General features: G+C 71.4%; 18 protein-coding genes. 9 read left to right on the forward strand and 9 right to left on the reverse strand.

The genetic code is table 11. From position 1 onward, the window contains the following. Positions 1-78: 78 nt before the first annotated feature. The 5 genes from ACFRCG_RS38625 to mce form a co-directional block, all read right to left on the reverse strand. Positions 79-1020, reverse strand: coding sequence for a cellulose-binding protein (locus ACFRCG_RS38625; RefSeq protein WP_020555437.1), 942 nt, complete (start codon positions 1018-1020; stop codon positions 79-81). 109 nt (positions 1021-1129) lie between these two features. Continuing rightward, on the reverse strand, positions 1130-5854 hold the full coding sequence (locus ACFRCG_RS38630) for a hypothetical protein (RefSeq protein WP_380040330.1): 4725 nt from the start codon (positions 5852-5854) through the stop codon (positions 1130-1132). A gap of 138 nt (positions 5855-5992) precedes the next feature. Next, positions 5993-7330, reverse strand: coding sequence for a crotonyl-CoA carboxylase/reductase (gene ccrA / locus ACFRCG_RS38635; protein WP_380040332.1), 1338 nt, complete (start codon positions 7328-7330; stop codon positions 5993-5995). 117 nt (positions 7331-7447) lie between these two features. Then, entirely contained in the window at positions 7448-7573 is a 126-nt protein-coding gene (locus tag ACFRCG_RS38640; protein ID WP_380040334.1) for a hypothetical protein, read from the reverse strand. 103 nt (positions 7574-7676) lie between these two features. Continuing rightward, complete coding sequence (gene mce / locus ACFRCG_RS38645; protein WP_379997255.1) at positions 7677-8114, reverse strand: methylmalonyl-CoA epimerase; 438 nt, start codon at positions 8112-8114, stop codon at positions 7677-7679. A 259-nt stretch (positions 8115-8373) separates the two neighbouring features. Here mce and ACFRCG_RS38650 point away from each other — a divergent pair, with 259 nt between their 5' ends. Continuing rightward, positions 8374-9561, forward strand: a complete 1188-nt coding sequence (locus ACFRCG_RS38650; RefSeq protein WP_078979219.1) for an acetyl-CoA C-acetyltransferase — start codon at positions 8374-8376, stop codon at positions 9559-9561. 196 nt (positions 9562-9757) lie between these two features. Further along, positions 9758-10708: a methylmalonyl Co-A mutase-associated GTPase MeaB gene (gene meaB, locus ACFRCG_RS38655; RefSeq protein WP_379995037.1), complete on the forward strand. Its 951-nt coding sequence runs from the start codon at positions 9758-9760 to the stop codon at positions 10706-10708. Positions 10709-10950: 242 nt separating this feature from the next. On the opposite strand, the gene ACFRCG_RS38660 is transcribed toward meaB, so the two are convergent. Further along, positions 10951-11460, reverse strand: coding sequence for a MarR family winged helix-turn-helix transcriptional regulator (locus tag ACFRCG_RS38660; protein ID WP_380040336.1), 510 nt, complete (start codon positions 11458-11460; stop codon positions 10951-10953). 115 nt (positions 11461-11575) lie between these two features. On the opposite strand from ACFRCG_RS38660, the gene ACFRCG_RS38665 reads away from it, so the two are divergent. From ACFRCG_RS38665 to ACFRCG_RS38680, 4 genes are all read left to right on the forward strand, one after another. Next, the gene (locus ACFRCG_RS38665) at positions 11576-12169 is read left to right on the forward strand and encodes a MarR family winged helix-turn-helix transcriptional regulator (RefSeq protein ID WP_380040338.1); all 594 of its coding nucleotides are present in this window, start codon (positions 11576-11578) and stop codon (positions 12167-12169) included. A 67-nt stretch (positions 12170-12236) separates the two neighbouring features. Continuing rightward, entirely contained in the window at positions 12237-12563 is a 327-nt protein-coding gene (locus ACFRCG_RS38670; RefSeq protein WP_078975393.1) for a DUF3817 domain-containing protein, read from the forward strand. Positions 12564-12612: 49 nt separating this feature from the next. Next, positions 12613-12930, forward strand: coding sequence for a DUF3817 domain-containing protein (locus tag ACFRCG_RS38675; RefSeq protein ID WP_380040341.1), 318 nt, complete (start codon positions 12613-12615; stop codon positions 12928-12930). A 148-nt stretch (positions 12931-13078) separates the two neighbouring features. Continuing rightward, positions 13079-14803 (forward strand): methylmalonyl-CoA mutase, encoded by a 1725-nt coding sequence (locus ACFRCG_RS38680; protein WP_379995047.1) that lies wholly within the window; start codon positions 13079-13081, stop codon positions 14801-14803. A 225-nt stretch (positions 14804-15028) separates the two neighbouring features. Here ACFRCG_RS38680 and ACFRCG_RS38685 read toward each other — a convergent pair whose 3' ends face one another. Then, entirely contained in the window at positions 15029-15670 is a 642-nt protein-coding gene (locus ACFRCG_RS38685; protein WP_380040343.1) for a TetR/AcrR family transcriptional regulator, read from the reverse strand. A gap of 305 nt (positions 15671-15975) precedes the next feature. On the opposite strand from ACFRCG_RS38685, the gene ACFRCG_RS38690 reads away from it, so the two are divergent. From ACFRCG_RS38690 to ACFRCG_RS38700, 3 genes are all read left to right on the forward strand, one after another. Continuing rightward, positions 15976-16935, forward strand: a complete 960-nt coding sequence (locus ACFRCG_RS38690) for a tetratricopeptide repeat protein (protein WP_380040345.1) — start codon at positions 15976-15978, stop codon at positions 16933-16935. 548 nt (positions 16936-17483) lie between these two features. Beyond that, complete coding sequence (locus ACFRCG_RS38695) at positions 17484-18107, forward strand: DUF6230 family protein (RefSeq protein ID WP_380040347.1); 624 nt, start codon at positions 17484-17486, stop codon at positions 18105-18107. Between the two features lie 76 nt (positions 18108-18183). Then, positions 18184-19896, forward strand: coding sequence for a DUF6114 domain-containing protein (locus ACFRCG_RS38700; protein ID WP_380040349.1), 1713 nt, complete (start codon positions 18184-18186; stop codon positions 19894-19896). Positions 19897-20001: 105 nt separating this feature from the next. Here the strand turns inward: ACFRCG_RS38700 and ACFRCG_RS38705 are convergent, their stop codons facing one another. Together ACFRCG_RS38705 and ACFRCG_RS38710 are read right to left on the reverse strand one after the other, a co-directional pair. Continuing rightward, positions 20002-20745, reverse strand: coding sequence for an SUKH-3 domain-containing protein (locus ACFRCG_RS38705; protein WP_380040351.1), 744 nt, complete (start codon positions 20743-20745; stop codon positions 20002-20004). After that, on the reverse strand, positions 20742-21164 hold the full coding sequence (locus ACFRCG_RS38710; protein ID WP_379995057.1) for a YwqJ-related putative deaminase: 423 nt from the start codon (positions 21162-21164) through the stop codon (positions 20742-20744). Before ACFRCG_RS38710 ends, ACFRCG_RS38705 begins: the two co-directional genes overlap by 4 nt. Positions 21165-21171: the final 7 nt, after the last annotated feature.

Raw genomic sequence — 21171 nt, forward strand, 5'->3', positions numbered from 1 at the left:
GGTCCCCATGGAACCCGCCCGCCGCCCGGCCGCCGAAGCCGGCCGAAATACCAGTCGCCGATGCCCCGCCCAGGCGCGTCAGCGGCTCTGCTGAGCCGGCACACCCGGCATCTTGTCGTCGTCGTCATCGATGCTGACACCCGCGGCGGCGACGGCCGCGCCGGTGAGCGTGGCCAACATCTCGCGCACGTTGGTCAGCTGCGCGTTGATGCTGTCGCGGCGGTGGGTCAGCGCGGCCAGCTCGCGCTCGGACTCCGAGCGGATCCGGTCGGCCTTGGCCCGCGCGTCGGCCACGATGTCGTCGGCCTGGCGCTGCGCGGTCTCGATCGTCTGACGCGAGCGACGCTCGGCGTCGGTACGCAGCTTCTCGGCCTCCAGACGCAGCTGTTCGGCCCGGTGCTCGACCTCGGACAGCCGCTTCTCGGCCTTGGCCTGACGGGCCGCCAGGTCGCGCTCGGACTGCTCGCGGCGCTTGGCCAGGTTCGTCTCGAAGTCGGCGGCGGCCTGGGCGGCCTTGGCCCGGGTCTCCTCGAAGAGGGCCTCGGCCTCCTCGCGCTTGGCCGACGCGTCCTTGGCCGCCTCGCCACGCAGCTGCGCGGCGTCGCTCTTGGCCTTGTCGAGGATTCGCGAACCCTCGTCCTCGGCCTTGGCCTTGCGCTCCTTGCCGTACTGCTCGGCGTCGGAACGGACCTGCTGCGCGGCGGCCTCGGCCAACTCGCGGTGTTGATCGGCGGCGCGGCGGGCCTCCTCGCGCAGGTCCTTGGCCTCTTCCTCGGCGAGGCGGAGGATCTTCTCCACTCGTGCGCCGAGGCCCGCGTAGGACGGTTCGGCGTCGGCGAGTTGGGCCTGCGCGTTCTGGCTTTCGAGGTGCAGTTCCTCGATCCGCTTCTCCAGCGCCGAGATCCTCGCGAGCGCGCTGTCACGATCCGAGACGAGCTTCGTGATGCGATCGTCAACCTGCGAACGCTCGTACCCTCGGCGGACGATGTCGAAGCCGTGCGGAGAGTTAGTGTCGCTCATGGGGTTCCTGTCGTATGACCGGTGCGGTGAATGAGGTGACGGGTGGAATCCTGGCACGAATCGGGCGGGGCATCGACCTGACCGGGGGATAAGAACCGGCCAGCATCGCTCAATCGGATGACGACGAACCGGAGCCCTTCGCCGCGGAGCCCTTGCCCGACGAGGAGTTGCCCTTGCCGGCCCCGAGGCCCGCGGGCGCGGCGAGCGCGTCCAACACGCCCTGCACGCGCGACATCTCGGCGGTGATGTCCTTGCGTCTGCGGTTCAACTCGTCGAGTTTGCGCTGTCCGTCGGCGCGGTGGCGGTCGGCTTCCTTGCGCGCCTCGGTGCGCAGTCGCTCCGCCTCCTTCCGCGCCTCGTCGAGAACCTTCTCGGCGTCCGCGGCGGTCTTGCGACGGACCGCCTGCGCCTCCCGCTGGGCGGCGGCCACCTGTTCGGCCACCTTCGCCCGCAGGTCGTCCGCGCCCTTCTGGGCGTCGGCGAGCCGCTGTTCCGCTTCCGAGAGCAGCGCCTCGGCCTTCTTCACCGCGGCAATACGTACCCTATCCGCCTCGGAACCGGCCTTGTCGCGAATCCGCTCGGCTTCCTCGGCCGCGGCCACCTTCATCTTCTCGGCGTCCACGCGGGCCTCGCTCACCTGCTCCTCCGCGGCGGCCACCAGGTCGTCGACCCGCTTGCCCGCCTGCTTCAGACCCTCCGCGGCCTGCCGGCGGGCACGTTCGACGACCTGCTCGGCCTCGCGGTCGGAACGCTCGCGCGTGGCGGTGGTGTCGCGCCGGGTCTCGCCGATCATCGCGTCGGAGTCCTGACGCGCCTTCTCTATGACCGCGGTCGCCTCGGCGCGCAGTCGTTCGTCCTCCGCCTCGGCCTCGGCGATCAGCAGGTTCGCCGCCTCGGTCGCCTCGGCGACCCGCTTCTCGGCCTTGCGCTCGGCGGTGCCGACGATCTCGGTGGCCCGGCCCTTGGCCCGAACCAGCAGCTCCTCGGCGTCGTTCGTGGCCCGCTCCAGCTCGGCGCGGGCCTGCTCGCGCAGTTGCGCCGCGGCCTCCTCGGCCTCGCGCAGCTCCTTGTTCGCCGCCTCGCGGCCGGCCGTGCGGGTCTTCTCCGCCTCGCGGTCGGAGTCGGACTTCATCCGGTCGGCGTGCTTGCGCGCGGCGGTGACCGTGGCGTCGGCCTCCGCGCGGGCCCGGACCAGCGTGGTCTCCGCGTCGTCGCGGGCCTTGGCCAGGTCGCGTTCGGCGAGCGCGGTGAGCCGGTCCGACTCCTCGCGGGCGGCGTCCTCGATGCCCACCACCGCGGCGCGTACCGCCTCGGCCTCGGCCTGCGCCTCGGCGACCGCGCGGGCCGCGTCCTCCTTGGCCAACCGGGCCTGGGTGGTGGCGCTCTCCAGCAGGTCGGTGCCCCGCGCCTCGGCCTTCTCCAGCAACTCGCGGGCCCGCGCCTTGGTGCGATCGCGCAGTTCGGCCGCCTCGTCGCGCGCCTCCTCCAGCGCCTGGGCGCCCTGGGTGCGCAGCCGGATCGCCTCCGCCTCGGCCTCCTCGCGCAGCCGTGTGGCTTCGGTGTCGGCCTGCTCCAGCCGGCTCAGCGCGGCCGTCTCGGCCTCGTCGCGCATACGCTCCGCGTCCGCGGTCGCCGCCTCCAGCGCGGCGGCGGCCTCCTCGCGCAGCGTGGTCGCCTCGGCGTTCGCCGAAGCCAGCGTCGCGGTCGCCTCGGTGTGCAGGCGCTGCGCCTCGCCGCGCGCCGCCTCCAGCGCCTCGGCGGCCTCCCGACGCAACGTCCCGGCCGCCTGCTCGGCGTCGACGCGCACCTGTTCGGCATCGCGCTCGGCGCGCTCCAACAGCGCGCGGGCGGCGGCCTGCGCCTCGGACCGGGCCCGGTCCGCGTCGGTCTCGCCCTGGGTGCGCATCGTGTCCGCGTCGGCCTTGGCCGCGGCCAGAGCGGCGGTGGCCTCCTGGCGCAGCGCGCGCGCCTCGCCGTCGGCCTGCTCCAGGATGCCGAGCGCGGTCTCCTCGCCCTCGGCCCGCATCCGCGCGGCGTCCTTCTCGGCCTTGTCCAGCGCGGCGCGCACGGTCGCGGCGGTCTCGGTGCGCAGCGTGTGCGCGGCGGCCTCCGCCTCGGTGCGCATGCGCTCGGCCTCGGCGTCGGCCTGCTCCAGGACCGAACGCGCGGTCTCGGTGGTCTCCTCGCGCAGCGTGCGGGCGGCCGTCTCGGCCTCCGTGCGCATACGCTCGGCCTCGGCGTCGGCCTGCTCCAGGACCGAACGCGCGGTCTCGGTGGTCTTCTCGCGCAGCGCCTGGGCGGCGGCCTCCGCCTCGGTGCGCATCCGGGTCGCGTCGGTGTCGGCCGCGGCCAGCCGGGCACGGGCCTGCTCGGTGCTCTCCTCGCGCAGGGCCGCCGCCGCGTTCTCCGAGCTCTCGCGCAGCGCCCGCGCGGTCTGCTCGGTCTCCTCGCGCAGCGCCCGGGTCTCGGCTTCCGTCTGCTCGCGCAGCGTGCGGGTCTCGGTCTCCGCCTCCTCGCGCATCGAGGACGCGTCGCGACGCGCGGCCGAACGCATCTGGTCGGCCTCCTCGCGCGAGTCGGCGAGGGTCTTCTCCGCCTCGGTACGCGCGTCGGTGAGGGCCTTGTCGGCCTCGCGGCGCGAGTCGGTGCGGACCTTCTCGGCCTCTTCCCGGGCCTTGCCGATCAGTTCGTCGGCCTTGACCGCGGCCGACTGGGTACGGGCGCCCGCCTCGGCGCGAGCGCGCTCCATCGTGGCCTCGGCGTCGGCCCGGGCCCGGTCCAGCGCGGCCTCGGCCTCGGCGGCCGACTGCTCGGCCCGGGCCCGCAGTTCCTCGCTCCGGGCGTGCAACTCGGCGGCCTGCCGCTCCGCGTCGGCGCGCATCGCCTCGGCCCGGACCCGGGCCTGGTCGCGCAGCTCGGCCGCGGCCAGCTCGGCGGAGCGGATCAGCTCCTCGGCGGCGCGGTTCGCGTCGGCGCCCGCCTTCTGCGCCTCCGCCCGGGCCTTGGCCACCAGTTCCTCGGCCTCGGCGTGCGAACGACCGGCGTTCTCGGCGGCCTCGGTACGCACCCGCTCGGCCTCGGCGCGGGCCGCCTCGACCCGCTCCGCAGCCTGCGCCGCGGACTCCTCGCGCAGCTGCTCGGCGGCGGCCGCGGCCTCGCTGCGCAGGGTCTGCGCCTCGATCCGGGCGCGCTCCAACTCCTCGGCGGCCTCCGCCTGTTGGAGCTTGGTCATCTCGCGCAGGCGGTGCGTGTCCGCGATCGCCTTCTCGCGCAGCTTGCCGGAGTCGGCGCGGGCAGCCTCGAGCAGCTCCTCCGCGCTCTCGGCCGCCTGGGCACGCACCTGCTCGGCGTATTCGCGCGCCTCGTTCGCCAACCGGTCGCTCGACGCGCGGGTGCGCGTCTCGACCGCCTCGGCGTCGGTCTGGGCCCGGGCGCGCAACTCGTCGGCCTCGGTGCGGGCCTCGCTCTGTACCCGCTCCGCCTCGGACCGGGACTTGGCCATCAGGTCGTCGGCGGCCCGTGCGGCGGTCTCCAGGCGCTCGGCGGCGCCGGCCTCGGCGTTGGTGAGCAACTGCTGCGCCTCGGCCCGCAGTCGGTCCACCTCCTGCCGACGGCGCTCGATCTCCGCGCGCGCCCCGGCCTCCAACTCGTCGACCCGGGCCAGGGTTTCCTCGCGGGCGGTGTCCAACTCGGCGCGGGTGTCGGTACGCAGCGCCTCGGCCTCGGCACGGGCCTCGTCGCGCAGCCGGTCCGCCTCCGTGATCGCCTCGGCGCGCAGCCGCTCGGCGGCGCCGCGGGCCTCGGCGGTGAGCTTGTCCGCCTCCGCGCGGGCCTTGGCCAGATGCGCCTCGGCGTCGGTCGCGGCCTTGCCGAGCCTCTCGCCCGCCTCGGCCTCGGCGCCCTGGAGCAGCCGTTGGGCCTCCGCCTGGCGGCGGTCCGCCTCACCGGCCGCCTCGGCCCGCAGCCGCTCGATCTCGAACTGGGCGGATTCGAGCAGTTTCGCGGTGTTCTCGGACGCGCCCTGGGCGCGGGCGCCGGCCTCGCCGGTGACCCGCTCGGCCTCGGCCCGGGCCTCGCCGATGATTCGGGCGGCCTCCACCCGGGCGTCGCCGACCAGGCTCTCCGCGCGGGTGCGGGTCTCGGTGCGCAACTGCTCGGACTGGTCCACGGCCGCGCTCGCCCGGGCCTTGGCCTCGGCGATCACCCGGTCCGCGTCGCCCTGCGCACGCGAGAGAAGCGACTCGACCTCGGCGCGCGTGCTCTCGTTGGTGCCGGCCGCCTGCTCGCGGGCGGCGGCGGCCACCCGCTCGGCCTCGGCGCGGGCGTTGTCCAGGAGTTGGCGGGCGCGCTCCTCGGCCTGGGCGCGCAACTGCTCGGCCCACGCGACGTTCTCGTTGACCCGGGCCTCGGTGGCCTGGCGCGCCTGGGTCAGCTCCTCGTCGAGGCGCCGGCGGCGCTCCATGACCTCGGCCTGCCACTCGGCTTCGAGCCGGGCCGAGCGGGCGGCGGCCTCCTGGAGCAGGCGTTGGGTGGTCGCGCGCGACTCCTGCAACTCGCGCTCGGCGTCGGCGCGGACCTGGTCGGCCTGCAGTTGCGCGTTGCGCAACATCTGCTCGGCCTGGCCGCCGATGCTGTCGAATCGGGGTGTGGCGAGCTGGCGGCGAAGGTCATGCAGCTTCGCGCGGAGAACCTCGACCTGATAGCCGAGGTCCTCCGCGTGGGCGACGGTGTCGTCGCGCTCCTTCTTCAGCCGCTTGATCTCGTCGTCGAGCTGTTCGAGGTGCTCGTCGACTTGGTAGCGGTCGTAGCCCCGCACTGTGGGGTCCCACTCCATCCCCTGGCCGCGTACGTTTCAGTACTGCAAATCGGCCGTTTCCGACCGGTTGGTGACGAAACGACCCAGAAAACCATCCGGAACCGCCCGTACCGCATTGACTACCAGGGAGAATGGTCTCAGATCCAGGGACCGCCGTCAGACGTTACGAAAGCGGTTGATGGCGTCGATATGCCGCGCGCGCATCTCGACGTCCCGAACCCCCAGGCCCTCCTCCGGTGCGAGACACAGTACGCCCACCTTGCCCTGGTGCAGGTTCCGGTGGACGTCCCGGGCCGCCTGGCCCGTCTCTTCCAGAGCGTAGGTGCGCGACAACGTCGGGTGAATCCTACCCTTCGCCACGAGCCGGTTGGCCTCCCAGGCCTCCCGATAGTTGGCGAAGTGCGAGCCGACGATCCGCTTCAGGCTCATCCACAGGTAGCGGTTGTCGTACTCGTGCATGTAGCCCGACGTCGAGGCGCAGGTCACGATGGTGCCGCCCTTGCGGGTGACGTAGACCGAGGCGCCGAACGTCTCGCGGCCCGGGTGCTCGAAGACGATGTCCACGTCCTCGCCGCCGGTGAGTTCGCGGATGCGCTTGCCGAACCGGTTCCACTCGCGGGTGTCCTGGGTGTGCTCGTCCTTCCAGAAGCGGAAGTCCTCGGCCCGCCGGTCGATCACCAACTCGGCGCCCATGTCCCGGCACAGCTGCGCCTTGTCCTCGGAGGACACCACGCAGATCGGCGTCGCGCCGCCGGCCAGGGCGAACTGCGTCGCGTACGAGCCCAGGCCGCCGGAGGCGCCCCAGATCAGCACGTTGTCGCCCTGCTTCATGCCCGCGCCGTTGCGCGAGACGAGCTGGCGGTACGCCGTCGAGTTGACCAGGCCCGGCGAGGCGGCCTCTTCCCACGACAGGTGCGCCGGCTTCGGCATCAGCTGGTTGCTCTTGACCAGGGCGATCTGGGCGAGGCCGCCGAAGTTGGTCTCGAAGCCCCAGATCCGCTGCTCGGGGTCGAGCATGGTGTCGGCGTGCCCGTCCGGGCTCTCCAACTCGACGGACAGGCAGTGCGCGACCACCTCGTCGCCGGGCTTCCAGGCGTTGACGCCCGCGCCGGTGCGCAGGACCACGCCCGCGAGGTCGGAGCCGACCACGTGGTACGGCAGATCGTGCCGCTTGGACAGGTCGGACGCGCGGCCGTACTTCTCCAGGAAGCGGAACGTGGAGACCGGCTCGAAGAGCGCGGTCCACACGGTGTTGTAGTTGATCGCACTGGCCATCACGGCGACGAGGGCTTCGCCGGGGCCGAGTTCGGGCAGCGGCACGTCATCGACGTGCAGCGACTGACGCGGATCCTTGTCCCGCGATTCCACACCCTCGAACATCGTCTCCTCGTCCTTGTGGACGGTGACGGCGCGGTACGAGTCGGGAAGCGGGAGCGCTGCGTACGCCTCCTTGGGGGTGTCCCCCGCGAGGATGGCGTCGAGGATCTCCTTCATCGTCGGCCTCCATGGGTCGGCGGTTGAAGCATGAGAAACATGAGGGATTGCCGAGCTTCGCTGAACTTACTCGCTGGTAACGCTAGGCGTTCGGCATAAAAGCGACAAGGGGCGAAGTCACAGGAACCACGCCGCCGCTTTGACGATCTGTCTGTTGACGAGCCGCCGGCTCCGCGGGATGGCGCGGTCGGTCGGGCGCCGTCGCGGGATGCCGCGGGCCGGCGCGCTGTCGTGCGCGGTCACGCGCTGTCACCTGTGGTCGCGCGCGGTCGCGCGCTGTGGGCGATGGCCGCGTGATGTCGCGGGCCGGATGCCGGGCCCGGTGGTCGACGCCGGGCCCGGTGGTTCAGTGCTCCGTGTCGGGCGCGGCCGAGGTCACCAGTTCGGTGAGCACGCCGTGACAGTCCTTGGGGTGCAGGAACGTGATGCGCGAACCCATCGAACCACGCCGCGGTTCGTCGTACAGCACCCGGACGCCCTTGGCCCCGATCGCCGCCGCGTCCCCGTCCACGTCGGCGGTGCCGAACGCGATGTGGTGCACACCCTCGCCGTTCTTGGCCAGCCACTTGCCGACCGCGGAGTCCTCGCGGATCGGCTCCAGGAGCTGGAGGTAGGACGCGCCGCCGTCCGAGGTCTCGTTGATCTTGAGCATCGCCTCGCGGACGCCCTGCTCCTCGTTGATCTCGGTGTGGAACACCTCGAATCCGTAGGTCGTTGTGTAGAAGTCCACCGTCTCGTCGAGGTTGTGACAGGCGATGCCGATGTGATCGATACGCGTGAGCACCATGGCCTCCCGAGGCCGTCGAGAAATGCGGGTTACCTGCGAGTAGATACCCGACCCTTCGTCACGAGACTATGGGCGAGAGAACACCCGATTCGTGCCGGGCGTGAGGGTGGGTTCCGTCACATCGGGGCCCCCTGCACCGGTCGGCGCCCTTCCGGGTAGGTTCCGGAACAACTTCACGTCCGTCGCGGGGATGCCGCACGTCGCCCGGCCCGCCCGGCGATGGCACCCCGACCATAAAGTTGTGGAGGCCACCCTCATGGCCGGTTCTGTCATCGTCGCCGGGGCCCGTACCCCCATGGGTCGACTGCTCGGCTCCCTCAAGGGCTTCTCCGGCACCGACCTCGGCGCCATCGCGATCAAGTCCGCGCTCGAGCGCGCGGGCGTCACCGGGGACCAGGTCCAGTACGTGATCATGGGCCAGGTGCTCCAGGCGGGCGCCGGGCAGATGCCGGCCCGACAGGCGTCGGTCAAGGCCGGCATCCCGATGAACGTGCCCTCGCTCACCGTCAACAAGGTCTGCCTCTCCGGCCTGGACGCGATCGCGCTGGCCGACCAGCTGATCCGCGCGGGCGAGTTCGACATCGTGGTCGCGGGCGGCATGGAGTCGATGACCAACGCCCCGCACCTGCTGCCCAAGTCGCGCGAGGGCTTCAAGTACGGCGCGGTCGAGATGCTCGACGCGATGGCCTACGACGGCCTCACCGACGCGTTCGACAACATCCCGATGGGCGAGTCGACCGAGCACCACAACACGAAGCTGGACATCTCGCGCGAGGAGCAGGACGCGGTGGGCGCGCTGTCCCACCAGCGCGCCGCGGCCGCCGCGAAGAACGGGATCTTCGACGCCGAGATCGTGCCGGTGGAGATTCCGCAGCGCCGCGGCGAGCCGGTCGTGTTCGCCGCCGACGAGGGCATCCGCCCGGACACCACCGCCGAGTCGCTGGGCAAGCTGCGTCCGGCGTTCAGCAAGGACGGCACGATCACCGCGGGCACGTCCTCGCAGATCTCCGACGGCGCCGCCGCGGTCGTGGTGATGAGCAAGGCCAAGGCCGAGGAGCTGGGCCTGGAGTGGCTGGCCGAGATCGGCGCGCACGGCAACGTGGCGGGCCCGGACAACTCGCTCCAGTCGCAGCCCTCGAACGCGATCAAGCACGCGCTGGGCAAGCAGGGCCTGACCGTCGACGACCTGGACCTGATCGAGATCAACGAGGCGTTCGCGGCGGTGGCCGTGCAGTCGATGCGCGACCTCGGGGTGAGCACGGACAAGGTCAACGTCAACGGCGGCGCGATCGCGCTCGGCCACCCGATCGGCATGTCCGGCGCCCGCGTGGTGCTGCACCTGGCGCTGGAGCTCAAGCGGCGCGGCGGCGGCACGGGTGCGGCGGCGCTGTGCGGTGGCGGTGGCCAGGGCGACGCGCTGATCCTCACCGTCCCGGGCGCCTGAGCCGGTTCGGTTCGGACCGGTCCACACGGGTGAACCGGTCCGGATCGTACGGCTGAGCGACCGTACGGTTTCGTGTGATCGATCCACCTGAAACGATCTCGCAGTCGCGGGGCGCGCACTGCGGTGTGACGGCTCGCCGACCGCGGGGTCGTTTCGGCATATCCGAGCAGGGAAGCGGTGGCGCATGAGGTCGGGGATGGATGTCGCGACGTTGGTGGCCCAGGCCCGGGAGGGGAAACCGCGGGCGGTGGCCCGGCTGATCTCGATGGTCGAGGACGCCTCGCCGCGGCTGCGCGAGGTGATGGCCGCGCTCGCGCCGCTGACCGGCAACGCCTACGTGATCGGGCTGACCGGCTCGCCCGGGGTGGGCAAGTCGACCTCCACGACCGCGCTGGTGAGCGCGTACCGCCGGCTGGGTCGGCGGGTCGGCGTGCTCGCGGTGGACCCGTCCTCGCCGTTCTCGGGCGGCGCGCTGCTCGGGGACCGGGTGCGGATGCAGGACCATGCGACCGACCCGGGCGTGTACATCCGCTCGATGGCCTCGCGCGGGCACCTCGGCGGGCTGGCCTGGTCCACGCCGCAGGCGCTGCGCGTGCTGGACGCGGCGGGGTGCGACGTGGTGATCGTCGAGACGGTGGGGGTCGGCCAGTCGGAGGTGGAGATCGCCTCGATGGCGGACAGTACCGTGGTGCTGTTGGCGCCGGGCATGGGCGACGGGATCCAGGCGGCCAAGGCCGGGATCCTGGAGATCGGCGACCTGTACGTGGTGAACAAGGCGGACCGGGACGGTGCGGCGACGACCGCGCGTGAACTCGGCCACATGCTCTCGCTCGGCGAGGCGCGGGGGCCGGGGGACTGGCGTCCGCCGATCGTCAAGACCGTGGCCTCGCGCGGGGAGGGCGTGGACGAGGTGGTCGAGGCGCTGGAGAAGCACCGGGCCTGGATGGAGGCGGGCGGCGAACTGCGGCTGCGGCGTCGGCGGCGGGTGGCGGACGAGGTGGAGGCGATCGCGGTCACCGCGCTGCGGGCTCGGATCGGCGACCTGCGGGGTGGGCGGCGGTTGGAGGAGCTGGCCGACCACGTGCTGTCCGGGTCCATGGACCCGTATTCGGCCGCGGACGAACTGATCACGGGCCTGGGAGCGTAGCGCTCCCGCGGTTTCGCTGTTCGCGCGGTGGGCCCGGCCCGGCTTGCCGTCCTCGAATGCCGGACGGGCCGGGGTGGTCGGGTGGGCTCGTGGGCTGCGGTCCGGTTGACCGCAGCTCGAGCAGGGGAGCCGAGCAAATCAGCCCGTCCGGCGTTTGAGGACGGCCGGTCCGAGGTGGGCCGACACGTCTCAGCCCGTCCGGCGTTTGAGGACGGTCGGCACGAATCGGGTCGACACGGGCGTCAGCCTGTCTCGCATTCTTCTGTGGAGGGGCAGACCGTGGCGCGGGCGGCGGGGCGCAGGTGCGCGGCCACCGCGCCGAACGCTTCGCCGACCACCTGTTTCTGGGCGGGCGTCATCACGTCCATCAGGTGCTCGCGGACGCTTTCGACGTGCGTCGGCGCGGCGGCCCGGAGCGCCTCCCAGCCCTCCTCGGTGAGCACCGCGTAGGCCCCGCGGCGGTCCGTCGGGCAGTTGCGGCGCGCGACCAGGCCCGCGTTCTCCATCCGCGTCATCTGGTGCGAGAGCCGGCTCTTGGACTGCTGGGTCGCCTCGGCCAGATCGCTCAGCCGCACCTCCTGCCGCGGGTGCTCCGAGATCTGCACCAGGATCTGGTAGTCGTGCAGGGACAGGCCGTGCGTGCGCTGGAGTTCGCGCTCCAGCCGCGCCGGCAGCATGTTGATCACGGCGATGATCTGGCGCCAGACGTGCTGGTCTTCATCGCTCAGCCATCTGGGCTCGGCATCGGTCATGAACCAACAATACCGGAGTTAGTTGAAACTTGAATGACCCTTTGGTCGCCGCGCGTCGCGCACACGCTGTGAGACGGCCACGTGACCGATCGGTAACCTCCACTACGCTCGGCGCGTGCCGAAGCCACTGAACCTTCCCTTCGATCCGATCACGCGTGCCGACGAGCACTGGCGAGAGCACTGGGGCGAGTGTCCGCCGATGGTCGCCATCACCTCGATCATGCGTGCCCAGCAGATCCTGCTCGCCGGCGCCGACGCGGTGCTCAAGCCGTACGGCCTGACCTTCGCCCGCTACGAAGCCCTGGTCCTGCTCACCTTCAGCCGGACCGGCTCGCTGCCGCTGTCCCGGATCGGCGAGCGCCTGATGGTGCACCCGACGAGTGTGACCAACACGATCGACCGCCTGGAGCAGGCCGAGTTGGTCGCGCGTCGGCCGAACCCGCGCGACGGTCGGGGCGTACTCGCGGTGATCACGGACAAGGGCCGCGACGTCACCGAGCGGGCCACCCGGGACCTGACCGCGCGCGAGTTCGGGCTCGGCGCGTACACCGCCGAGCAGTGCGCCCAGCTGTTCGACCTGCTGCGCGTGTTGCGGGTGGACGCCGGCGACTTCGTGGCGGAGGCGGAGGCGGAGGCGAAGGACGAGGCGAAGGACGAGGGCGCGGCGGGGGAGGGGGCGGATTCGGGGACCCCGGTGCCGGCGACGTAAGCTGCATGCGCCATTGTGAAAAGCGGTCGACGACCACGTCGAGCCCGCCGTTACCGAAGGTGCTGCCGTGAAGCCTGCCGTATTGACCCGCTACCGAGTGATGGCCTGGATCACCGGGTGCATGCTCCTGGTCCTGTGCCTGTGCATGGTCCTGAAGTACGGGTTCGACACCGGCGAGAAGGCGACGCTCTACGTCAGCCAGGCACACGGTCTGTTCTACATGATCTACCTCGTCGTAACCTTCGACCTCAGCAGCAAGATGAAGTGGAAGTTCGAGCGCATGCTGCTGATGATGCTCGCCGGCACCGTTCCGCTCGCGTCGTTCTTCGCCGAGCGCAAGGCCGTCGAGGCGGTCCACGAGCGCGGCCTCGCCACCGCCGCCGCCGGCGCCTGAGCCGCTCGCAGCCGGCCCGTTCCGTACCCGCTTCCCCCCGAGGATCCCCATGCTTTCCACCGCCTCCGGCCGCTTCAAGGTGATCTCGATCGCCGAGGGTTGTTCGTTCCTGATCCTGCTCGTCTTCGGCTCGCTGCTGAGCCGGATCTCGGACATCAACCTCGTCATGCCGCTGGGCCTGCTGCACGCGGTCCTGTTCATCCTGTACCTGCTGGCCATGATGGACGCGCGCACCAAGCTGTCGTGGGACAACAAGACCACGCTGCTCGCGTTCATCGCCGCGATCCCGCCGTTCGGCCCGTTCGTCTTCGACTACAAGATGAAGCACAAGCTGGTCGAGCCGACCGCGGCGCCGGCCACCGCCTGACCGGCCGCCGCCGCGCTCGCGCGGCCCCGCCCACGAAGCCCCCGACACCTCGTCGGGGGCTTCGGCGTTATCGGGGGCGTGGGCGTGTTTTCGGGGGTGCTTGGACATTTACTAGGACGTCCTAGTAATTTTCTGGTGCCGCGCGGGAATGGGTCCTACGACGACGGCATCGGACGGGAGCCACGTGAACACCGAGGACATCGAAGAGGGTCGGCGGCGTTGGCAGGACCGCTACGACAAGGTCCGCAACGACGGCATGCGCCGCACCACGCTTTCCGAACTCGAGGTCGAGCCGGTCTACGGCCCGCCCGCGGACCAGCCCTATGCCGGCTTCGAGCGGATCGGCTGGCCGGGCGAGTTTCCGTACACCCGCGGCCTGTACGCGACCGGCTACCGAGGCCGGGCGTGGACCATCCGGCAGTTCGCCGGCTTCGGCAACGCGGAACAGACCAACGAGCGCTACCGGATGATCCTGGCGGCCGGCGGCGGCGGGCTCTCCGTCGCCTTCGACATGCCGACCCTGATGGGCCGGGACAGCGACGACGAGCGCTCGCTCGGCGAGGTCGGGCACTGCGGCGTCGCGGTGGACTCGGCGGCCGACATGGACGTGCTCTTCCGCGACATCCCGCTGGGCGACGTGACCACGTCGATGACCATCTCCGGGCCGGCGGTGCCGGCGTTCTGCATGTACCTGGTCGCGGCCGAGCGGCAGGGCGTGGACATCGGCACGCTCAACGGCACGCTGCAGACCGACATCTACAAGGAATACATCGCGCAGAAGGAGTGGCTGTTCGCGCCCGAGCCGCACCTGCGGTTGATCGGCGACCTGATGGAGTACTGCGCCGAGAAGATCCCGGCGTACAAGCCGCTCTCGGTGTCCGGCTACCACATCCGCGAGGCGGGGGCGACGGCCGCGCAGGAGCTGGCGTACACGCTGGCCAACGGGTTCGGCTACGTGGAACTCGGGCTGTCGCGCGGGATGGACGTGGACGTCTTCGGTCCCGGGTTGTCGTTCTTCTTCGACGCGCACGTGGACTTCTTCGAGGAGATCGCCAAGTTCCGTGCGGCGCGCCGGATCTGGGCGCGGTGGATGCGCGACGTGTACGGCGCGAAGACCGCCAAGGCGCAGTGGCTGCGCTTCCACACCCAGACGGCGGGTGTGTCGCTGACCGCGCAGCAGCCGTACAACAACGTGGTGCGCACCGCGGTCGAGGCGCTCGCGGCGGTGCTCGGCGGGACGAACTCGCTGCACACGAACGCGCTGGACGAGACGCTGGCGCTGCCGAGCGCGCAGGCCGCGGAGATCGCGCTGCGCACCCAGCAGGTGCTGATGGAGGAGACCGGCGTCGCGGCGGTGGCCGACCCGCTGGGCGGGTCGTGGTACGTGGAGGCGTTGACGGATCGGCTGGAGGCCGAGGCGGAGGCGACGTTCGCGAAGATCCGCGAGTTGGGCGAGAGTTCGCCGCACCCGATCGGGCCGATGACGTCGGGCATCCTGCGCGGCATCGAGGACGGGTGGTTCACCGGGGAGATCGCCGAGTCGGCGTTCCGCTACCAGCGGGCGGTGGAGAAGGGCGACAAGCGGGTCGTCGGGGTCAACTGCCACGAGGGGTCGGTGACGGGGGATCTGGAGATCATGCGGGTCAGCCACGAGGTCGAGCGGGACCAGGTGGCGATGCTCGGTAAGCGGCGGGGCGCGCGGGATCAGGCCGCGGTGGACTCGGCGCTGGGTGCGATGCGGGATGTTGCGCGGGGGTCGGGGAACCTGGTGCCGCCGATGTTGGCGGCGGCTCGGGTGGAGGCGACGCTCGGGGAGATCTGTGACGTTCTCCGGGAGGAGTGGGGCACGTACACGGAGCCCGCGCGGTTCTGAGCCCGAACTGCGTGGCCTCAAGCGCCGGCCGGGCTGGGTTTGGGTGGGTTGGCCGAGTGGGCTCCTGGGGGAGTTTGACCCGGCCTTCGGCCGAGGTGGCCTCAAGCACCGGCCGGGCTGCTTGGCTTCAGGCGCCGGCCGGGCTGGGTTTGGTTGGGTTGGCCGGGTGGGCTCCTGGGGAGTCGACCCGGCCTTCGGCCGAGGTGGCCTTGGGCCGAGGTGACCTCATGTGTTGGCTGGGAGTAGGCCGGTTACCACGAATGTGGTGAAGCGTTGGACCCAGTTGTCGGAGGCGGGTTCGGCGCTTACCAGGATGTGTTGGACCACCGTGCCGGCGATTACGTCGAAGATCAGGTCTACGTCTATGTCGCCTGGGGCGGTGATTTCGCCTCTGGCTTCGGCGCGGGCCCTGCCTTCCATGACCAGGCGTTTTTGGGGGTCGACGATCTCCTCGCGGATGCGGCGCCGCAGGGCCGGGTCGCTGGTGGAGTCGGCTACCAGGCCCATCAGGGCCGTGCGCATCTCGGGGCGGCCGAGGAGTGCGGCGAAGCGGCGGACCACGTCCTCGATGTCCGCGCGTAGATCCGGGCCCCGATCCGGCAGGTGCAGCGTGTCCAGCATCTCCGCGACGGCGGCGATGGCCAGGTCGTGCTTGGAGTGCCAGCGGCGGTACAGCGTGGTCTTGGCCACGCCCGCGCGCGTGGCGACGTCGCCCATGGCCAGTCCCGCCCAGCCGCCCTCGGCGAGGAGTGCGCGCGCCGCGGCCAGGATCGCGTCGTCCGCGGTGGTGCTGCGGGGGCGCCCGATGCGCTGTGGGGGCGCGCCGGCCGCCCGTCGTTCCGCCGGTTCCGCCGATTCGTCGTGCACGGGCGGTCATGTTACCGGCTGGTACGTTTCCCGGCCGTGATCCGCTCCGGTGGCGCAACTCACATCCGCCATTGGGGATCCTACGGTCGCATTCCGCCCGGCGCTCCCCTTACGCTACGAGCCGTAGCGAATCGCGGTGCCTGGATGGGGATTCGAGCACACGATCGCGACTGACGACCTGTCAAGGGTCGTCGTCCGTCCCGGGGCCCGCATCCTGCGGGGACCGGGACGCGACGGGAACTCGTGCGTGTGCCGGTGGGTCGCCCCGTGCATCGTTCGCCTTGCTCTCGGGGGAAGATGTCTACATGCAGCCACGGAACATGTCCATGCGCGGAGTAGTCGATCTCGGGGCGGTCAAGGCCGCCGCCGACAATGCCGCCAAGCGTGCGGCCGCACCGGCCGGGAAGCCCGCCGCCGCGGCCGGTGGCCAACGGGTCGTCATCGACGTCACCGAGGCCACCTTCGAGACCGATGTGCTCGCGCTCTCCCAGCAGGCACCCGTCGTGATCGACTTCTGGGCCGAGTGGTGCCAGCCGTGCAAGCAGCTGAGCCCGCTCCTGGAGCGGTTGGCCGAGGAGTACGCCGGCCGCTTCGTGCTCGCCAAGATCGACGTCGACGCCAACCCGCGCCTGGCCCAGGAGTTCGGGATCCAGGGCATCCCCGCCGTGATGGCGGTGCTCGGCGGCCAGCTCGCCCCGCTGTTCCAGGGCGTGGTGCCCGAGCAGCAGGCGCGCCAGGTGCTCGACCAGCTCGTCCAACTCGGTGAGGAGCGCTTCGGGCTGACCGGCGTGGTGGTCGACGGCGCACCGGCCGAGGCCCCCGACGACGCCGAGTCCGAGGAGGAGCCCCCCGGCGACCCGCTGCTCGCGCCCGCCGACGAGGCGCTGGAGGCCGGCGATCTGGACGGCGCGGCCCAGGCGTTTCGCAACGTGCTCTCCGACCACCCCGCGCACGCCGAGGCCAAGCTCGGCCTGATCAACACCGAACTCCTGCTGCGCACCCAGGGTGTGGACGCGGACAAGGCCCGGGCGGACGCCGCCGAGCACCCGGACGACGTCGCCGTACAGACCCTCGCCGCCGACATGGACATCCTGGACGGCCGCGCCGACGAGGCGTTCGCCCGACTCGTGGAGACCGTGCGGCGGACCGCGGGCGACGAGCGCAATAAGGCGCGGTTGCACCTGCTCGAACTGTTCGAGATCGTCGGCGCCGACGACCCCCGGGTGCCGAAGGCGCGCATGGCCCTTGCGGGCGTGCTTTTCTGAGTCTGCGTCAGCGCCGCGGCCCGGCTCCGAGCGCCGCGGTCCGGCTCCGTCGGACACCGGTCCGAGCGGCGTTTCGAGCGCCGTTCCGGCTGCCGGCCGCGCTCGCTCGCTTTGTCGATGAAGCCCCGGTCGTTCTCGATTCCGAGAGCGGCCGGGGCGTTGTCTTTACCCATCTTTGACTATGGGTCATTTCCCTCGCCCTGTGTGTCTTTTGGTGACCTTCCGGTGATCCGTTAACGGACTTATCCCGCAAAATCGGATCGGCGGACATGCGTCTCGATACCCCGCTGTGATCCGGTGGCGAGCGGCGTTCGACGGACCGCGTTACCCGCCGGTAACGAACCTCTTGTGTGCCGACCCGGTCGTGAAAGATGATCGGGCCGCTCGATCCGTGTCCCATTCGCCCCGGCAGCCGGTCGGTGGCGCGGACGCGGACCTCCCCATCCAGGCCGCGCCGGTCCTTCCCGGGACAGGCAGGCCCTCCCTCCATGCCCCGCCACGTGCGGCCCTGGTCCGCATGAGGAGGGGACTCTGTCCCGAGGAGGACCATGGACAAGAAGGTTCAGACGGGTAGCGGCAAGACCCGCTGGAAGCGATTCGGCATCGTGCTCCTGCCCGTCGCGGCGATGACCGTGGGCATGTTCGCGGGCGTCGCGAATGGTGTGGTCCCGGTGAACATCACCGTGGGCGGCGGCAACTTCAAGGTCCGCGCCGACAAGATGGAGGCGACGGACTTCTCCCAGTTCGGGGACTTCCTCAAGCGGAACAAGGGCGCCGACGTGCCGGTCGCGACCGCCGCGATCGGACACGCCGACATCACCAACCTCTGTCAGTCGGTCAAGGGGCCGTTCGGCATCGTGCTTCGGATCGAGGCCGGCGGCAAGGGCACCAAGGCCGAGGCCGACAACATGACCCTGTCGATGGACGGCCTCGACGGCGACGCGGTGTTCGAGAACATCGACATCGGCGTCGACGCGTCGACCATGGCCAAGGGCTCGGGGGGCAAGGGTCCGGCCACCATCGGCAACGGCCACCCCACGATGTTCGGCCAGCAGGCCAACAAGGCGACGTTCACCGACGTCAAGCAGTCGGCCTGGCTCGTGCAGGCGGGCCGGTTCTACCTCAAGGACCTCCACCTGGAAGTCGGCGGCGGTAGCAAGGAGTGCTTCTGACGTTCCGTCGGCTGTGGGCGCATCGTCGCCCACAGCCGGTCAGTCGTATCGAGGCGGCATTCCAGGGAGTTGAACAGTGACCGCAGAACAGCGGCATCCCCATGCGGTCGTGCGCTGCCGGCGCGCGTTTCGGGAGTGGCGATCGGCCCGGCCGTTCTGGGCCGGACTCTTCACCATCCTGGCTGCCGGACCCATCCTGTGGGCCCCGTACGCATCCGTCAGCGCGGGTGACGTCACGGTCAGGCTGACGCAGTTCGGCGGCGTCTCGGCGCTGTTCATCGGCGCCATCCTGATCATGTGTGGAATCGCGATCTGGTTGACCCCGGCGGCGCGGGTCTACCTCGGGATCTTCGTGATCCTCGTATCGCTCGTGTCCTTCATCGTCGCGACCTTCGGCGGCTTCGGCGTGGGCATGTTGCTCGGCCTCGTCGGTGGCATGCTCGCGACCTCCTGGACGTACAACGAGCCGTCGGACGACGAGGACGACGAGCACCGCGGTGACGACGGCGCCGGGGACGGACACGACGGCCGCGCCGACGTCGACGACACGCTCGTCGAGGACGGCTTCCCGGCCGACGCGTCGAGCGGGAAGGCCCCCGATGCCTCGGGGGAAGCGTCGACCGGGTCGGGGACCGACCGGCCCGGTGACAAGGCGGCGGGAACGGCCTCCCCCGGGGTCACGCTCGCCGTGATCGTGGCCGCGATGGCCGGCGTGGTCGGACTGGTCGGGATCGCGAGTGCGTCGCCCAGCGACCCACTGCCCGAGAACCCGTACGCGGACGGCCCGTGCGCCTCGGCGAGTCCCACCACGTCGGCGGGTTCGGCGTCGGCCGCGCCGAGCACGTCGAGCGCGGCGCCGAGCGGCACGGCCGCCACGTCGGCGGGTTCGACCCCCGCTGGCAAGGCGGCGCAGACGCGGTCCGCGGCGGGGCAACCCACCGCCGCGCAGAGCCCGGCGGCCGACCCGAGGGCCGGCACGTCCAAGGCACCGGAAGGCAAGGCGCCGGAAAGCAGGGAACCGGCGTTCAAACTGCCCGAGTTGACGCTGCCCGGGTTGCCCGGGCTCGGCCTGCCCGGGATCAAGCCGCCCTCGACGGCGCCGTCCGCGCCGGCGTCGACGGCGTCCGCCGCATCCCCGGCACCGTTGGCGGCCTCGGGCGGCTCGGCCTCGGCCACGCCGCCGGCGGCCGCGTCGACGCCCTCCGCTTCGGCGTCGGGCAAGCCCTCGACCAAGCCCACGACGACGTCGGCCAAGCCGTCGGCCACGTCGTCGTCGGCCGTGCCGAAGGACGGCAAGTCGCCCTTCCCGTGCCCGGTCCAGGGTCCCGTGAACGCCAAGAGCGGCAACGGGATCCCGCCGGTCGCGGTGGACCCCCTGGTCCTCAAGTCCAGCCTGCTGGCCATGGCCGGGCTGAACTACGAGGGCGTGGTCAAGGTCAAGACGCTCACCGGGGTCGAGGAGAACGCGCTCAAGTTCACCGTGTCCAAGGGCATCGACATCTGGAACATGTCCATGACGGTGAAGGAGGAGGGCGGCAAGGACGTCGTCATCTCGTCCGACGAGGGCAGCAAGTCCTGGATGGACGCGGACATCCCGACGACGATGTACGTGAAGTACCTCAAGGGCAACATCTTCGGGATCATCCCGATCACCTTCACGCCCGAGAGCCCGCCGCCGATCAACGTGCCGATCGTGTTCTTCACGAACGTGGAGAGTTCGATGTACGCCCAACTGGGCGGCAAGTTGCACATCCCCGGCTACGGCCTCAACAAGGTCAACGTGAAGTAGTCGGGTCGAGTCGACACGAGCGGTCGACGCACCCAACCACCGATGCGCCCCGGGACCCACGCGGTTCCGGGGCGCATCGGCGTGCGGGCCGGTTGCCGCCGGGCGCTACGCGTCCACGTGGCGCTCGCGGAACAGGGCCAGGGTGTTCTCGGTGGGCAGGCTCGGCCACAGGGTCACCCGGCCGTTGCGGCGGTCGATGATCCACTGGCCGGCGCCCACGTTGGCCATCGGGTCGGGGTCGGCGAAGATCGGCTGGACCAGCCAGCCGTACTCGAACTCGCTCATCACGAAGTCGACCGGCGCGTGCGGGCCGCCGCCGACCACGTGCCGTCGGGCCTTGTCCCGGGCCTCGCGCTCGTCGATCGGTTTCGGGGGCAGCGGCTCCCGGGCGGGCGTCAGGTTCAGGCGGGTGGGCCGCCGGCCCTCGACCAGCGCGATCAGCGCGCCGTCGAACGTGTCGGCCACGTGCCACAGGTCGCCCCACCACAGGTACACCGCGCCGCGCGGATCCATCGCCAACCGACCGCGTCCCAGGTCGTATTCGCCGACCGGGGTGAGCGGCCGGCCCAGCGCCGCGCCGTACGCCGCGAGCACGTCGCCCGCGTACAGCCCGACCAGCGGGTCGATCCGGAACGGCATCCGGGACATGTCCGTGCCGGGCCCGTACTGATGCACCGTCATCCCGCCGAACTCCCACAGCGCCTTGATCGCGCTCGGTGGGACGTCGATCCCGGCCGTGCCCAACGCCCGGTACCAGCGCAGCAGTTCCTCTTCGGGGATGTGGATGCCGGGCTGCCAGCCGGTGGCCGTCAGGGCCTGGGCCACGGCCTCGGGAAAACGATCGCTCATGACGCGGGCACCTCCAGGATCGTCACGCCCAGATCGGCCAGCGCGGGCGCGCAGGACGAACACGGCGGGATCGGCCGCTCGTGCGCGGGGTCGTTCGGCTCGCGCAGCAGGATCGCGGCCAGCGCCGCGCCGCGCAGCAGGTGCCGCATCCGGTCGAGCACCGCCTCGTGGTCGGGGTCGTGCACACCCTCGGCGGCCAACGACGCCTCCGCCTCGACCGCGACCTCGGACAACAACGCCGCGTCCGGGCAACGCCCGTGGAACACCGAGCGCATCGCGGGCTCGGTACGGTCCAACAGCGCGGTCACGGCCGGGTGCAGGTCCACGAGCGTGGTGTGCGCGCTCACCGCCGTCATCGGCTCCCGGCCGGGGCGCTGCAACGCCGCACCGACGCCGGGCGGCAGCTGATTGTCGAACATCGGTCTC

The sequence above is a fragment of the Embleya sp. NPDC056575 genome, assembly GCF_042793325.1.
Taxonomy (GTDB): Bacteria; Actinomycetota; Actinomycetes; order Streptomycetales; family Streptomycetaceae; genus Embleya.

Bases quoted from the DNA above. Each gene is read 5' to 3' on its own strand.
- ACFRCG_RS38625 (WP_020555437.1), bottom strand. From the start codon at position 1,020: ATGAGCGACACTAACTCTCCGCACGGCTTCGACATCGTCCGCCGAGGG.
- ACFRCG_RS38630 (WP_380040330.1), bottom strand. From the start codon at position 5,854: ATGGAGTGGGACCCCACAGTGCGGGGCTACGACCGCTACCAAGTCGAC.
- ccrA (WP_380040332.1), bottom strand. From the start codon at position 7,330: ATGAAGGAGATCCTCGACGCCATCCTCGCGGGGGACACCCCCAAGGAG.
- ACFRCG_RS38650 (WP_078979219.1), top strand. From the start codon at position 8,374: ATGGCCGGTTCTGTCATCGTCGCCGGGGCCCGTACCCCCATGGGTCGA.
- meaB (WP_379995037.1), top strand. From the start codon at position 9,758: ATGGATGTCGCGACGTTGGTGGCCCAGGCCCGGGAGGGGAAACCGCGG.
- ACFRCG_RS38660 (WP_380040336.1), bottom strand. From the start codon at position 11,460: ATGACCGATGCCGAGCCCAGATGGCTGAGCGATGAAGACCAGCACGTC.
- ACFRCG_RS38675 (WP_380040341.1), top strand. From the start codon at position 12,613: ATGCTTTCCACCGCCTCCGGCCGCTTCAAGGTGATCTCGATCGCCGAG.
- ACFRCG_RS38680 (WP_379995047.1), top strand. From the start codon at position 13,079: ATGGGTCCTACGACGACGGCATCGGACGGGAGCCACGTGAACACCGAG.
- ACFRCG_RS38690 (WP_380040345.1), top strand. From the start codon at position 15,976: ATGCAGCCACGGAACATGTCCATGCGCGGAGTAGTCGATCTCGGGGCG.
- ACFRCG_RS38695 (WP_380040347.1), top strand. From the start codon at position 17,484: ATGGACAAGAAGGTTCAGACGGGTAGCGGCAAGACCCGCTGGAAGCGA.
- ACFRCG_RS38705 (WP_380040351.1), bottom strand. From the start codon at position 20,745: ATGAGCGATCGTTTTCCCGAGGCCGTGGCCCAGGCCCTGACGGCCACC.
- ACFRCG_RS38710 (WP_379995057.1), bottom strand. From the start codon at position 21,164: ATGTTCGACAATCAGCTGCCGCCCGGCGTCGGTGCGGCGTTGCAGCGC.